This window comes from Pseudomonas sp. ADAK13 (assembly GCF_012935715.1).
GTDB lineage: Bacteria > Pseudomonadota > Gammaproteobacteria > Pseudomonadales > Pseudomonadaceae > Aquipseudomonas.
The window spans coordinates 4,331,924-4,345,881 of sequence record NZ_CP052860.1 but is presented as its reverse complement, the minus strand read 5'-3'; the positions used below and the strand labels follow the sequence as shown (position 1 = coordinate 4,345,881).

At 62.3% G+C, this 13,958-nt stretch carries 13 protein-coding genes and 1 tRNA gene; 5 read left to right on the top strand and 9 right to left on the bottom strand.

All coding sequences use genetic code 11. The features are described from left to right. Positions 1-8 precede the first annotated feature (8 nt). Positions 9-1,463, bottom strand: a complete 1,455-nt coding sequence (locus HKK54_RS20070) for an MFS transporter (protein WP_169387564.1) — start codon at positions 1,461-1,463, stop codon at positions 9-11. Beyond that, the gene (locus HKK54_RS20065; RefSeq protein ID WP_169387563.1) at positions 1,460-2,491 is read right to left on the bottom strand and encodes an HlyD family secretion protein; all 1,032 of its coding nucleotides are present in this window, start codon (positions 2,489-2,491) and stop codon (positions 1,460-1,462) included. The genes HKK54_RS20070 and HKK54_RS20065 overlap by 4 nt, the downstream gene beginning before the upstream one ends. Positions 2,492-2,595: 104 nt before the next feature. On the opposite strand from HKK54_RS20065, the gene HKK54_RS20060 reads away from it, so the two are divergent. Continuing rightward, complete coding sequence (locus HKK54_RS20060; protein WP_169387562.1) at positions 2,596-3,219, top strand: TetR/AcrR family transcriptional regulator; 624 nt, start codon at positions 2,596-2,598, stop codon at positions 3,217-3,219. Beyond that, the gene (gene mug, locus HKK54_RS20055) at positions 3,216-3,731 is read left to right on the top strand and encodes a G/U mismatch-specific DNA glycosylase (protein WP_169387561.1); all 516 of its coding nucleotides are present in this window, start codon (positions 3,216-3,218) and stop codon (positions 3,729-3,731) included. Before HKK54_RS20060 ends, mug begins: the two co-directional genes overlap by 4 nt. On the opposite strand, the gene HKK54_RS20050 is transcribed toward mug, so the two are convergent. From HKK54_RS20050 to HKK54_RS20035, 4 genes are read right to left on the bottom strand one after another with little or no spacing between them, the layout of a single operon-like run. Further along, the gene (locus HKK54_RS20050; RefSeq protein WP_169387560.1) at positions 3,728-4,846 is read right to left on the bottom strand and encodes an agmatine deiminase family protein; all 1,119 of its coding nucleotides are present in this window, start codon (positions 4,844-4,846) and stop codon (positions 3,728-3,730) included. The two genes, mug and HKK54_RS20050, sit on opposite strands and share 4 nt — an antisense overlap. A 20-nt stretch (positions 4,847-4,866) precedes the next feature. Further along, positions 4,867-5,955, bottom strand: a complete 1,089-nt coding sequence (locus tag HKK54_RS20045) for an extracellular solute-binding protein (protein ID WP_029616113.1) — start codon at positions 5,953-5,955, stop codon at positions 4,867-4,869. 1 nt (position 5,956) lies between these two features. Then, positions 5,957-6,850, bottom strand: coding sequence for an N-carbamoylputrescine amidase (gene aguB, locus HKK54_RS20040; RefSeq protein ID WP_169387559.1), 894 nt, complete (start codon positions 6,848-6,850; stop codon positions 5,957-5,959). A 4-nt stretch (positions 6,851-6,854) separates the two neighbouring features. Beyond that, a complete protein-coding gene (locus tag HKK54_RS20035) occupies positions 6,855-7,907 on the bottom strand; it encodes an agmatine deiminase family protein (protein ID WP_169387558.1) in 1,053 nt (350 codons plus the stop codon). Between the two features lie 134 nt (positions 7,908-8,041). Here HKK54_RS20035 and HKK54_RS20030 point away from each other — a divergent pair, with 134 nt between their 5' ends. Then, positions 8,042-8,911 (top strand): LysR substrate-binding domain-containing protein, encoded by an 870-nt coding sequence (locus tag HKK54_RS20030; RefSeq protein ID WP_169387557.1) that lies wholly within the window; start codon positions 8,042-8,044, stop codon positions 8,909-8,911. Here the strand turns inward: HKK54_RS20030 and HKK54_RS20025 are convergent. Continuing rightward, complete coding sequence (locus HKK54_RS20025) at positions 8,908-10,953, bottom strand: prolyl oligopeptidase family serine peptidase (protein ID WP_169387556.1); 2,046 nt, start codon at positions 10,951-10,953, stop codon at positions 8,908-8,910. The genes HKK54_RS20030 and HKK54_RS20025 overlap by 4 nt on opposite strands. A gap of 159 nt (positions 10,954-11,112) precedes the next feature. On the opposite strand from HKK54_RS20025, the gene HKK54_RS20020 reads away from it, so the two are divergent. Then, the gene (locus tag HKK54_RS20020) at positions 11,113-11,376 is read left to right on the top strand and encodes an Ada metal-binding domain-containing protein (protein ID WP_169387555.1); all 264 of its coding nucleotides are present in this window, start codon (positions 11,113-11,115) and stop codon (positions 11,374-11,376) included. A gap of 65 nt (positions 11,377-11,441) precedes the next feature. Here HKK54_RS20020 and HKK54_RS20015 read toward each other — a convergent pair. Then, positions 11,442-11,517: transfer RNA gene (locus HKK54_RS20015), tRNA-Asn, on the bottom strand. Positions 11,518-11,693: 176 nt separating this feature from the next. On the opposite strand from HKK54_RS20015, the gene HKK54_RS20010 reads away from it, so the two are divergent. Further along, positions 11,694-13,076 (top strand): glycerophosphodiester phosphodiesterase family protein, encoded by a 1,383-nt coding sequence (locus HKK54_RS20010; protein ID WP_169387554.1) that lies wholly within the window; start codon positions 11,694-11,696, stop codon positions 13,074-13,076. 57 nt (positions 13,077-13,133) lie between these two features. On the opposite strand, the gene HKK54_RS20005 is transcribed toward HKK54_RS20010, so the two are convergent. Next, the gene (locus HKK54_RS20005; protein ID WP_202026860.1) at positions 13,134-13,958 is read right to left on the bottom strand and encodes an SDR family NAD(P)-dependent oxidoreductase; all 825 of its coding nucleotides are present in this window, start codon (positions 13,956-13,958) and stop codon (positions 13,134-13,136) included.

Genomic DNA, 13,958 nt, shown 5'->3' with positions numbered 1-13,958 from the left:
CCGGAAAACTAGTGGGTCGTGACAGGTTTACGCAGCAGCAGAACCAGCGGGCTCACCACCAGCATCGCCCACAGCAGAATCTTGAATTGGCCGAGCACCGCGATGAAGGCGGCCTGGCCGGTGATGGCTTCGTTGAGCGCACCGAACCCGGCCAGGGACGTCGATGCCGGGACCGCCTGCACGGTCAGGTGGCTGGCCAGCGCCACGTGCATCGCCTGGGTATTGTTGAAGAAGAACCACTGCACCACAGCCACGCCGAGGGTGCTGCCGTAGACCCGGGACAGGTTGAACAGCCCGCTGCCTTCGGGGCGCAATGTGGGTGCGAGGGTGCTGAACGCCACCCGGGAAAGTGCCGGCATCAGCAGGCCCAGGCCCGCCCCCTGGATCGCGCCGGCCAGCGCCACCGGCCAGCCATCCATCAACGGCGAATAACCGAGCATCGAGTGGTTGGCGTAGATCACCACGGCGATACCGGCGACCACGAACGGGCGGCCATCCAGGTGCCCGGGCACGCGGTTCATCAGCCAGAACGCACCCAGCAGACCCACGCCACGGGGGATGGTGAGGAAGCCTGTGGTGTCCGGCGGGAAGCCGAGCAGTTCGTCCAGCATCGGCGAGGTCATCGCCATGGTCGGCAGCAGCACGAAACCGACCGCGAAGAAGATGATGGTCGACAGCACGAAGTTGCGATCACGCAATAACCCCTTGCTGATGAAGTGCGTACCGGAAGTTAAACGGTGCACGGTGAACAGGTAGAACCCCAACGCACTGGCGGCCGCTTCCAGCCAGATTTCGGGCGAGTCGAACCACTCCAGGCGCTGGCCCCGGTCGAGGAGCATTTGCAGGCCGATCACGCCGAGGGTAAAGCTGGCGAAACCTGCAAAATCAAAGGCCGGCGCGCTGCTGGCTTTCTTCTCGGGTTGCAACAACGCCACGACCAATACGGCGTAGGCCAACAGCGGCAGGCTGGCGTAAAACATCCAGCGCCAGCCGAAATGCTCGCTGATCCAGCCGCCAATCGCCGGGCCGCTGACGATGCCCAGCAACCCGATAGCCGTCCACAGCGGGCCGAATGTTGGCCGCTTTTGCGCCGCCAATGTCTCCAGGGCGATGGCCATCGACAGCGGCGCCAATACCCCGCTGGCAGCCCCTTGGATTATCCGGGCGCCGACGAATTGCAGCGAAGTGGTTGCCCCGGTCGCGAGCAGCAATCCGACGGCGAAGATCGCTATCGCCGCCTGGTAAACCGCCTTCACACCGAAGCGCGCGGCGAGCCACTGGGCCACCGGCAAGGTGATCGCGCTGGCGGCCAGGTACGAGGTGAAGATCCACCCCGCCTCATCGTCCGTCATCGACAAACTGCCCTGGATAAACCTGAGGGCCGAGTTCGGCAGCGACACGTTGACCGCCTGCAGCCAGGTCACCAGCAACGCCGTGAACCTGAGGGTGCGTGCGCTGTTCATGGGCCGGTCCTTGTATCAACGGTTACGGTGGCGCTGGTGCCGGAGAACAGCGGCAAGTCGGCGCTGGCGTCATCCAGTTCCAGACGCACCGGCACCCGCTGGACCACCTTGACCCAGTTGCCGGTGGCGTTCTCCGGCGGCAGCAAGGCGAAGTCGGCACCGGCGCCGGGGCTCAGGCTGGTGATGTGGGCCTTGAAGGGATGGTCCGGGTACGTGTCGAGCCTGACGGTTGCCTGCTGGCCGGCCCGCATATGGGTCATCTGGGTCTCGCGGAAGTTGGCTTCAACCCAGGTACGACGGGGCGACAGTAAGGCGAAGGCCGGCGCGCCGCTGTTCAGGTAGTCACCGACCTGCACGTCATCCACCTTGGCGACGACGCCATCGTCGGGCGCATACACCGTCGCGTACGAGAGGTAGAGTTGCGCTTCATCAAGCTGCGCCTGGGCCTCGCGAATCGCGGGATGGCGGTCGATTTCAATGTCTGGATTGCCGTTCAAGGCCACCACCGTATTGGCGAGCTGCTGCTCGATGGACGCGACGCGTTGCCGGGCGACTTTCAAGTCGGTGTCCGCTCGTTCAAACACTGCCTGAGACACGAACTCGGTAGCCACCAGGGCCTTTTTACGGGCGAATTCCTTCTGGTCGAAACCCGCCGACTCCCTGGCCGCTTGCAGTTCCGCCTGCTGTTGCCGGTAGCTGGCCTTGAGGCCTTCAATGCGCAAGCGCGCCATGCTCAATTGGGCCTGAGCACGGTCAACCGCCACCTGGAACGGCTCGGGGTTGATCCGCAACAGCACCTGCCCTTTGTGCACCGCCTGGTTGTCTTCCACGGCGATCTCGACCACCTGCCCGGACACCCGCGCATTGACCGACGCCTTCGCCACTCGGGCATAGGCGTTATCGGTGGATACGTAGGGCGCATCCTTCAGGTAATACACATACCCCGCCGCGGCCACGAGTACCGGAAAGCCCACCATCAACAGTGAACGCCAGGGTGTGCGGGTCGTGTTTTCCAACGCTTTGCTCATGATCGAATCACCTTTACTGAGCCCGGGATTTCTGAGGCTTTAATTTTGTGCGATGATGTAAGAATATCGACCCACCCACCTCTACTCAAGGATTTTTGTACGTCATGGCACAAAAAAAGATCACAGAGGCAAAAGGCCGTGGCCGCCCGCGCGCCTACGACCCCGAAACGGCGCTGCAAAAAGCCCTCGGGGTGTTCTGGAGTACGGGGTATTCCGGCGCCTCACTGGACGGCATCGCCACTGCTGCCGGGATGAACCGGCCGAGCCTGTACGCGGCGTTCGGCGACAAACACGCGATCTACCTCAAGGCGCTTGAGCAGTATTGGGGCCTCGCGTCAGCCGCCATCGACGAGGCGCTGGACGATCCGAGCCTGACCCTGGCCGACGCATTGATGCGCCTGTATGAAGGCCAGTTGTCGATCTACTTTTCGGGGGACGGCGAGCCACGGGGCTGCTTTATCATCGGCACCGCCACCACCGAAGCGGTCGAGGACGCCGAGATTCGCGCCGTGCTGTTGCAGCGCCTTGACGCCCTCGACGCCCATCTCGAAACCCGCTTGCGCACGGCCATCGAGGCCGGTGAATTGAAAGGCGGTGCAGACCCGGCAGCCGTCGCCGTCCTCGCCGCCTCTTTGGTGCACAGCCTGTCGATTCGCGCTCGGGCGGGCAAACCTCACGCCGAGCTGATCGCACTCGCGCGCAGTGCCGTGCAGGTCATCTGCGGATGAAGGAAGGACTGGACGATATTCTGGCCGAAAATCTCGCCGTGATTTTTTGCGGGATAAACCCGGGGCTCAAGGCCGCCGCCACCGGGCATCACTTCATGGGCAGGAGCAACCGGTTCTGGCGCACCCTGCACCTGGCCGGGTTTACGCCCCATGAAGTGCAGCCGGAAAACGACCGCACGATCCTGCATTATCAGTGCGGGCTGACCACGGTGGTGGAGCGGCCTACGGCCCGGGCGGATCAGTTGTCGGCGGATGAATTCAAGGCAGCGGCAGCGCATTTTGAAAGCAAGATCACCCGCTACGCGCCGCGGTTTGTCGCGTTTCTGGGGAAGGCGGCGTACAGCGCGTTGAGCGGTCAGCGGGACATTGCGTGGGGGTTGCAGCCGCATGCTCTCGGACATTCCCGCGTGTGGGTTTTGCCTAACCCCAGCGGCAGGAACCTGGGCTTTACCCAGGCACAGTTGGCCGAGGCATACGGTCAACTGAAGCGGGCATTGCGCGCCCCCGCCTAAACCGCCGGCTGGTGACTGGTCACACAATGAATCCCGCCGCCACCCGCCGCAATCGCATCGATATCGAGCTGCACCACCTCGCGCTCCGGGTAGAGCCTGGACAGGAGTTCAAAGGCTTTGGCGTCGGCCACCTTGTCGCCGAACTCGGGCGCAATCACTGCCCCATTGATGACAAAGTAGTTGATATACCCCGGCGCAAAATCCGGATTGTTCCGGTTGAAACGGCTCTTGCGTGGATTAAGCGGCGGCGACACGGTGTGCACCTGCAGCGGCCGACCGTCTGCGTCGGTGGCCTGCTTGAGAATGTCCAGGTGCGCCAGCGTGACCTTGTGATCATAGGACTCGGGGTCGGTGTCGAGGTTGGCAATCACCACGCCCGGCTTGACGAAACGCGCATAAAAATCGACGTGGGCATCGGTGATGTCCTGGCCTTTGATGCCCGGCAGCCAGATGATCTTGCGCAGGCCCAGGCGTGCCTTCAGCTCTGCTTCCACCTCGGCCTTGCTCCAGCCGGGGTTGCGGTTGCCATTGATCCAGCTGCTCTCGGTCATGATCCCGGTGCCGTGGCCGTCCACCTCGATAGCCCCGCCCTCGCCCACCAGTTCGCTGCGAATCGGCCGGGCCTCGGCGACTTCGGTGACCAGGGCAGCCACCTGCGCATCCTCGGCGTGCTGCTGTTTGTTGCCCCACCCGTTGAAATTGAAATCCACGGCACCCAGCCCGCCCTGGCCATCGATGACAAAATTGGCGCCGGTGTCACGCATCCAGATGTCATCCAGTTCGGTGACCACAAACGTGGTGTTGCGGGTGCCGCATTTTTCTTCAGCCAGCGCTCGCTCCTCTTCCCGACAGAACACGGTCACCGGCTCGTGACGAGCGATGGCGCGGGCGATCCGGCCCAGGGCTGCTTGCACGTCGGGCGTAAAGTCCTCGTGAATGGCCTCCTGCGCGCCAAAGGCAATGAACGCCTGCTGATGTTTTTCGCCTTCGTCGGGCATGAACCAGTGGCCCTGGGTGGCGGCCTGTGCCCAGCGCGAGCCCAGCCCGACGGACACGGCGGCGCCCAGGGTGGCGACCACCGATACCTGTTTGATGAATTCGCGACGTGTTGCCATGGGTACCTCTGGAAGTGGGATCATTGGACGGTAGCGGTCTTGAATTTGGTCCAGACGCGCATGCGTGCACGCATGTCCGCCTGGGGGATGTCTTTTCCCGGGATCAGCCGCTCAAACGTGGCCTCATCCGGGTAGATCTGCGGGTTGTTGCGCATCGCCGGATCCACCTCTGGACGCGCCTTGGCGTTCGCGGTGGGGTAGCCGGTGAAGTTGCTGATGGCGGCCATGTTCTGCGGGCGCATCACGAAATTGATGAACGCGTAGGCGTACTCCGGATGCCGGGCATCGACGGGGATTGCCATCGTGTCCATCCACACCGTGGTGCCCTCGCGGGGGATGTGATAGTCGAACGTGACCTTTTTTCCGGCTGCGTCCGCCGCCCGTTGCGCCTGGGTCATGTCGCCGCTGTAGCCGAGGGACAGGCACAGGTTACCGTTCACCAGGTCGGTCACCGGCTGCGACTGGAACTTGCGGATGTAGGGTCGCAGCTTGAGCAACAGCTCGCTGGCGGCGGCCAGGTCTGCCGGCTTGGCGCTGCGCGGGTCACGCCCCAGGTAATTGAGGGCCACCGCCAGCACTTCATCCGGTGAGTCGATCAGGGAAATCCCGCAGTCGGCGAACTTGGCGGCAAGCTCCGGCTTGAACAACAGGTCGAGGCTGTTGACCGGCGCGTCCGGCATGCGCTGTTTGATCTGCTCGGTGTTGTAGGTCAGGCCGATGGTGCCCCAGGTGTAAGGAACCGTGGCGTTGTTCGAGTAGGTGTAGTGCGTGCGCAGCTTCTGCAAACCGGGCTCGATGTCGCTCAGGGCGGTGAGCCTGGACTGATCCAGCGGTTGCAGGCTGCCCGCGCGCATCAGCCGTTCGCCCACGGTGTCGCCAGGGAAAATCAGGTCATAACCGCTGCCACCGGCCATCAGCTTGGCCTCCAGGGTTTCGCTGCCGTCCATCACATCGTAGATCACCTGGATCCCGGTTTCGGCGGTGAACCGCGACAGCGTGTCCTCGGCAAAGTAATCGGCCCAGTTGTAGAGCTTCAGGGTTTTTTCTTCGGCGTGCAGGGACGACGCCAGCACCAGGGATCCAAGCAACAGCGTACAGATAATCTTCATGTCAAAGGCCTCGGTGGGTGTGATGACCATCCAGACTCAACAACCCGCCATACATTTCCGGGCGACGGTCACGGTAGATGCCCCAGGTCAGACGGTCCTCGCGCATCGCCGCCAGGTCGAGGCTGTGCACCAGCACGCCGGTGCTGTCGCGGTCCGCTTCGGCAAGCAACTTGCCCTTGTGATTGCAGATAAAGGACGAGCCGTAGAAGTCCATCTGCAAGGCCGGGTCGGTGGTCGCCACTTCGCGGCCGACACGGTTGGCAGCGACCACCGGCACCAAGTTGGCGGCGGCATGTCCGCGCATGGTCATCTGCCAATGGTCCCGGGAGTCCAGGGTCGCGCAGCCGGGTTCAGAGCCGATCGCCGTGGGAAACAACAACACTTCAGCCCCCATCAGCGCCAGGCAGCGCGCGGTTTCGGGGAACCACTGATCCCAGCAGATGCCCAGGCCGATGCGCCCGAACGCCGTGTCCCAGACCCGAAAGCCGGTATCGCCGGGGCTGAAGTATTCCTTCTCCTGATAGCCGATGGCGTTGGGGATATGAGTCTTGCGATACACCCCCAGCAGTTGCCCGTCCGCATCGGCCACGCTCAGTGAGTTGAAACAGGCGTTGCCGGCCTTTTCGAACCAACTGAGGGGCAGCACCACGCCCAGTTCCCGGGCCAGGGCGGCGAAGCGTTTGAGCACCGCGCTGTGTCGGTATTCCTGCGCCAGCGCCAGGTGTTTGTGATGCTGCTCGATGCAAAAGTACGGCGTGGCAAACAGCTCTTGCAGCAGGATCACCTGCGCGCCCTGCCTGGCCGCGTCACGCACCAATTGCTCGGCCAGATCGAGGTTCGCGGACAGGTCCCAGGTGCAGGGCATTTGCGTGACGGCAATCGTCAGTACTGACATGGCATTACCCCTTCAGCGGCCAGGCGGGTTGCTGTTGGGTGATGCAATGCACCCCGCCGCCGCCATGAGCCAGGTGATTGATGCGCACCGGCACCACCACGCGCCCCGGGAACGCACGGGCCAGGACATCGGCGGCGATCGGGTCGGCGTCGATGCCATAGGCGGGCATGATGATCGCGTGGTTGGCGATGTAGAAGTTGGTGTAGGAGGCGCAAAACACTTCAGCCTCGGTGTCCACCGCATCGGTGGCTTCATACAGTTCGATCATCTCGAAGCGACGGCCTCGGGCGTCGGTGGCCAACTCCAGAGCCCGACGGTTTTCCCGCACCACCTCGGCGTACACCGAATGGGTGTCATGGGTGGCATCCACCAGCAACACGCCCGGACGGGCAAATGCGCACACGCCATCGACATGGCCGTCGGTCATGTCGCCAGTCACATGATCGGGATCACCCGGCAGCCAGATGGTTTTTTTCACGCCCAGCAGGCGGGTGAAAATCTCCTCGATCTCGGCCTTGGTCACCCCCGGATTACGATTGGGGTTGAGCAACACCGACTCGGTGGTGATCAACGTGCCCTCGCCGTCCACATGAATGGCGCCGCCTTCGTTGCTCAACGGTGTGCCCAGGCACTCCACGCCCAGATGATTGAGCACACAGCGCGCCAGGCTTTCATCCAGGTCATGGGCCGACTTGCCGCCCCACGCGTTGAAACGCCAGCTCACACCGGCGAGCCCGTGTTGCGGATGGCACACAAAACTCGGGCCGGAATCGCGACACCAACTGTCATTCACCGCCAGTTCGATCAGTGCGATGTTTGGCCCGCACAACGCCCTGGCGCCGGCCACAGCCGAAGGATCGACGATCATTTTCACCGGTTCGAACCGCGCAATCGCATTGGCGACACGAGCAAAGTCCTCCTGCACCAGCGCCAATGTAACGCCCCAGCCGGACTCCCACAGCGCCTGGTTATGCGGCCAGACCATCCACGTCGCGGCATGCCTGGCCCACTCCGCCGGCATCCACCCGCCACCGTTTTGAATTTCATTCTGCTGCATGACAAATACCTTTGAGTTAAGTCATTGTGTTCAATGAAAACTGCCTGTGAGGTCTTGGCATGCATGCTACGGCTGTAAAAACGGGCTCACAAACGATGGATTTTGTGGAAAACTGATTAGAGGAACTTATCAGCATGCTTAACCATTGGCCGCCGCTCGGCACCCTTCGCGGCTTCGAAGCCGCCGCCCGGCTGGGCAGTTTCCACAAGGCCGCCGAGGAGCTGCACCTCACTCAATCGGCCATCAGCCAGCAAATTCGCAGCCTTGAAGCGTACCTGGAGCAACCGCTGTTTTTCCGCAGTGGGCGCAGCGTCAGCCTGACCGATGCCGGGCACGACTTCCTCAGCACCACCCAGGCGCTATTGCAGCAATTGGCCGTGGGCGTTCGTCGCCTGGGGCAGTACCGCAAGCCCAACCAGCTGGTGCTCAACACCACGCCGACCTTCGCCCGCCACTGGCTGCTGCCGCGCCTGGAGGATTTCCGCCGCCAGCACCCGGAAGTGGACCTGTGGATTTTCAGTACCGACGAAGTCCCGGACATGGCCAGCCAGACCATCGACCTGGCCGTGCGCGACGACATTTGCTCCCAGGCCGAATGCAGCTTCAAGGTGCTGCATGCCGACCGCCTGTTCCCCGCGTGCAACCCACGCGTGCTGGCACTGCCCAGGGAGCAACGCACCACCCTGCACGGCGAACGGGAGATGGATTGGAGCCATTGGGCGGTGGAGGCCGGGATTGATGTGGGGCAAAAGGATCAGGGGCTGAATTTCTCCGACCCCGGGCTGTTGCTGGAGGCGGCGTGTACCGGGTTGGGGATTGCGCTGGTCAGCCAGTTATTGAGCCGACAGGCATTGGAAGACGGGTTGCTGCAACCGCTGGTAGAGGCAACCATTCGCGGGCCCAACTGGGCCTTGCTGACCCACCGTGACAGCGAGAACAACCCACTGGCACGGTGCTTCAGTGAGTGGTTGACGCGCAACCTGGTCACCGCCGGTGCCGATTAGTCCCGGCTGACGCTCAGCTTCTCCCACAAGAAGCGGTAGACCAGCGCACTCATGTGCGCAGCCTGCGCGTTGTCCGCCGCCCCGCCGTGCCCGCCCTCGATGTTTTCGTAATACGTCACGTCCTTGCCGGCCTCGATCATCTTCGCCGCCAGCTTGCGGGCGTGGGCCGGGTGCACACGGTCATCGCGGGTCGAGGTCAGGAAAAACACCGGTGGGTAGGTCTTCGCCGGGTCAAACAGGTGGTACGGCGAAAACGTCTGGATGTAGGCCCACTCTTCGGGCTCGTCCGGGTTGCCGTATTCCTCCATCCACGACGCCCCGGCCAACAAGTGGTGGTAGCGCTGCATATCGAGCAAAGGCACTTGGGACACGATTGCACCGAACAGCTCCGGGTATTGGGTGAGCATATTGCCGGTCAACAGGCCGCCGTTACTGCCGCCCTCCGCGCCCAGGTGGCGGGGTGAAGTGATCCCGCGGGCGATCAGGTCCCGGGCCACCGCCGCGAAATCTTCATAGGCCCGCCCACGGTTCTGCTTGAGTGCCGCCTGGTGCCAGCGCGGGCCGTATTCACCGCCACCGCGAATGTTGGCAACCACGTACACGCCACCTTTCGAGAGCCAGGCGCGGCCTACTTCACCGGAGTAATTCGGCGTCAGGGAGACCTCGAAACCGCCGTAGCCATAGAGCAAGGTCGGCGCCGTGCCATCGAGTTGCAAGTCCTTGCCGCGCACCATGAAATACGGCACACGGGTGCCATCCCTGGAGACCGCGAACTGCTGCTCGATCACGTGCTGGCTTGAGTCGAAAAACGCCGGCAGGGTTTTCAGCACCTCGGGCGCCTGACCGATCTCGGCCAGCGCCAGGGTGGTCGGCGTCAGGTAATCGGTGGTCACCAGCCAGACGGCATCACTGTCGTCGCTGTCCACTGCGCGGGCATACACCGTGCCCATGCCGGGCGCCCCCGTGAACGGGCTGTGCTGCCATCCGTTCGCGCCGGGCGTGAGCACGCTGAGGCGACTCTTGACGTGATCGAGTACGTTCAGCACCAGGTGATTCAGGGTCCAGGTAAACCCTGTCAGCGAGGTGCTGTCCGTGGGCGTGAACAACACCTCGAAATCCCGCTGACCCGCCATGAAGCGATCAACGTTGATCGCCAGCAAGGAGCCCGAGACAAACACTTCATCCAGCGCCCAGTCCTCGCGTAACTCCAGCAGCAGCCAGTCTTTATGCACCGACTTTTCAGCCGAGTTCGGCGCGTCGATTTTGCTCAACTGGCCATCGTTGCCCCGCAGGTACAGCTCGTTGTTGTAGAACGCCAGCGTACGGCTGACGAAGTCACGCTCATAGCCGGGCGTGTCGTCGTGCATCGCCGCGATGTACATATCATCCAGCGTGCCTTCGTAGACAACACGGGCGTCACTCAGCGGCGTGCCGCGCTGCCACTGCTTGGCGATGCGCGGGTAACCCGAGCGGGTCATCGAGCCTTCGCCAAAATCGGTGAAGACATACACGTTGTCACGGTCGATCCAGCCCAGGCCGCCCTTGGACTCCGGCAACTGGAAGCCGTCTTCGACCCAGGTCTTGCTGGCCAGATCAAACTCGCGGATGACACCCGCATCAGCCCCGCCGCGCGACAGCTCCAGCAGGCAGCGCTGGTAATCCGGGCGCAAGTAATCAGCACCGTGCCACACCCAGTTTTCGCCTTCGGCGGCGTTCAGTGCATCCAGGTCCAGCAGCGTTTCCCAGGCAGGTTGCGCCTTGCGGTACTCCGCCGGGGTGGTACGACGCCACAGGCCGCGCGGGTGAGCGGCGTCCATCCAGAAGTTGTAGTAATAAGCACCGACCTTGTTGACGTGGGGGATGTTGCTGTCCGAGTCCAGCATCTCCAGCACGTCGGCCTTGATTTGCTTGAAGCTGTCGGAGCGGGCGAGCCGGTCTTCGGTCTTGAGATTTTGGGCTTGTACCCAGTCCAGTGACCGGGTGCTGTCGATGTCTTCAAGCCATAGGTAGGGGTCGGTGGACGTTTCGGGAAGTGTTGGCATGTTCGACTCCTGTCGGAAATCAGTGATGGATAACGCGTAGGGTGCCCGACTTTGACTGTCTTTGAGCGATAAAAAAAGCAAGAAACCGGGTGTGCTACCCAATATGAAAGGCGATACATAGGGACGCAAGCGCGGGCCGTTACGGCAGGAGGACAGGCGATGGCTGAAAAAACCGTATGGATACTGATGGGCGCAGACGCAGAACCTTTCCCAAGCCCCGAGCCGGGAACGCTGGGCGGGCACCGTCGTAGCAGGCTCTATGGAAAGCTCGACTGCCGTGCGGCACTGCAAGCGATTGCGCGCGGCGGCTATGTGAAAAATCGCGTGTTTTTTCCCGATGAATTCACTGCTATCGCGGCTGGATATCGTCCTTGTGCAGTCTGCATGCCCGACGAATACCGTCTGTTTCGAGGACATGCCTGAATCGAGTGTTCGGGTCAAATTCCAGGCAAAAAAAAGCCTGCATCGCTGCAGGCTTTTTTACTATCTGGCTCCACGACCTGGACTCGAACCAGGGACCCAATGATTAACAGTCATTTGCTCTACCAACTGAGCTATCGCGGAATGCGCCGTATGTTACTGATTGAAAAGGAGAAGTCAAGCGTTCAGTGAGATTTTGTATACCCCAGGTTGCGCCGCGCCGGGAAATCATCATCTCCACACTTGTCACAACGCTGTCATACGCCAACGCCAACATCCGCAGATAACCCCGCCCCCACCCTTTCCTTGAAGGACGACACATGCACACTCGCTCAGGCCCGCCTGCGGTAAAAACCCTGCTCGCCCGTTTTATCGTTATCGGATGCGCCCTGACGGTGAGCGCGTGTGACAGTGTGACCAAGAGCGCACCGGTCGCCTCTGCTTCGTTCAAGACCCTCGACGGTGCACCGCCCCTGGTGATCGGCCATCGCGGCCTGCCGGGGCTGTACCCGGAGGAAACCCGGGCCTCGTATGAACATGCGGCCGATGCGGGGGCGGATTCGCTGGAGCTGGACCTGCACATGACCAAGGACTGTGTGCTGGTGGCGCGGCACAACCCCTGGTTGAGCGACAACACCAACATCAGCGATGTCGCAAAGACCAACCCCGAGGTTGCACGCCGCAAACGTACGGTTCCGGGCGTATTGGTTAACGTCCGGTATCCGGCCACCGCCGAGAATGGCCCGGCCCAGTACCTGAGCGACTTGACCAACCCCAACGATCCAAAATCCGTATTGAAGTCCTTGATCGTGGACGGCGAAGACCACACCAACGACTGGTCGATCAGCGATTTCACCCTGGCCGAACTCAAGCAATGGATCGGCGGCACAACCTACGATGCCCGCGACGAGCGCCCGACCGACCTCAACGGCAAGCTGCCGATCCTGAGCTTCCAGGAAGTGATCGACATTGCAAAAGCCAAAAGCGCCGCCACTGGCCGCGTGATCACGACCTACCCGGAAAGCAAAAACCCGATCTGGAACAACGCCCAGGCCATCGCCAATGGTTGCGGCGCGCCGGGCAGTCATCCGTTCGAAGCGGCCTTTCTCAAGACCCTGAAAGACAACAACCTCAATCGCAAAGACGCGCCGGTGTTTGTGCAGAGCTTTGACCCCAACAGCCTGAAATACCTGCGCTCCATCGGCCTGCAAGCCAGGGCGGTTCAGTTGGTGGATGGGAACGGCGTGAACTTCAAGACCGGCGAAACCATTTTCATCACCGACAAACCCAATACCTTCGTCAGCGGCCGCCCTTATAGCTGGACCGTCGCGGGTGACCCACGCTCGTTTGGTGCGCTGCTGACACCGGCCGGGTTGGCCGAGGTCAAGACCTACGCCGACGGCATCGGCCCGTGGAAGCCGCAAGCGATGTCGCTGACTGCCACTTCAGCGCCAAACCCCGGCTTGCCCGAGGTCGACACCTTCAAGCCCACCAGCCTGATCAGCGATGCGCACAAGGCCGGGCTGTTCGTCCATATCTTCACCTTCCGCAACGAAGCGAAGTACCTGGCAGGCGCCTACAAGGGCAACCCGGCGGCCGAATACCTGGCCTTTTTCCGGGCCGGTGTTGATGGTGTGTTCACGGATTTCACGCCTACGGCCGTTGCTGCCCGAAATACCTACCTGAAAGAAGTCACGCGCTAAAAAGCGGACGGCAGTTGTGAACCAGCTGCCGTCAGCTTCCCCCGCTCGATAATGCCCTCAGGCCAAGCCCGTCAACACCGCGCTGTCATTCCAAAGCTTCTGCGCAACATCCTCACGCCTAGCCAGCTCGGACGGCTCGGGCCACGTCACCTCGCCCCTCACAAGGGATGCATACAGACGCCCGGGCGGCGGAACGATGCGCCCAAGCGCAAGATCGGCCAGGACGTGCCCGGCGTGCAGGCGCGCGGCCTCAGCCTGATGAGCGCTCGATAGCGGCAGCGTCCCCGGCGGCAAGTTGCGCCCCAGACCAGTACCGGGAATATACCCAGGGTTATAAGCAATCACTCGGGCATCGAATGCCGCCGCGAAGGCACGCGCCGTCAACAGGTTGCACAGCTTCGACGTGGCGTAAGCGCGGAATCCGGACTCGAATGCCAGGCCGCCAGACTCAAGGTCCAGGTACGCCAGTTGGTGTGCATCGACATAGGGAAACGGGGCGACCGGGCTGAACATCGGGTCATGGGTATTGCTGGTGGTGATCATCACAATCGCATCAGGTGCCAACGCAGGGGCAAGCAGCCGCAGCAGTAAATAGTGGCCGAGGTGATTCACCGCAAAGGTGGTCTCATAACCGTCCACCGTGCGCACCGCTGTGGGAAAGCTGATCCCGGCATTCAGCACTAGGGCATCAATCTTCGTCTCGCCCAGGGTATCGAGTACTTGCCTGGCGAACTGCCTGACGCTGCTTAGGCTTGCCAGCTCCAGGGGCCAACGGGTTTCAAGCCCGCCAAGGATAAGCCGGGTGCCAGGAATCGAGCTCAACCGCTGCGCAGTCGCCTCCCCCAGGCCGAACGTCCCGCCGGTCATGATGATCGTGCTCAT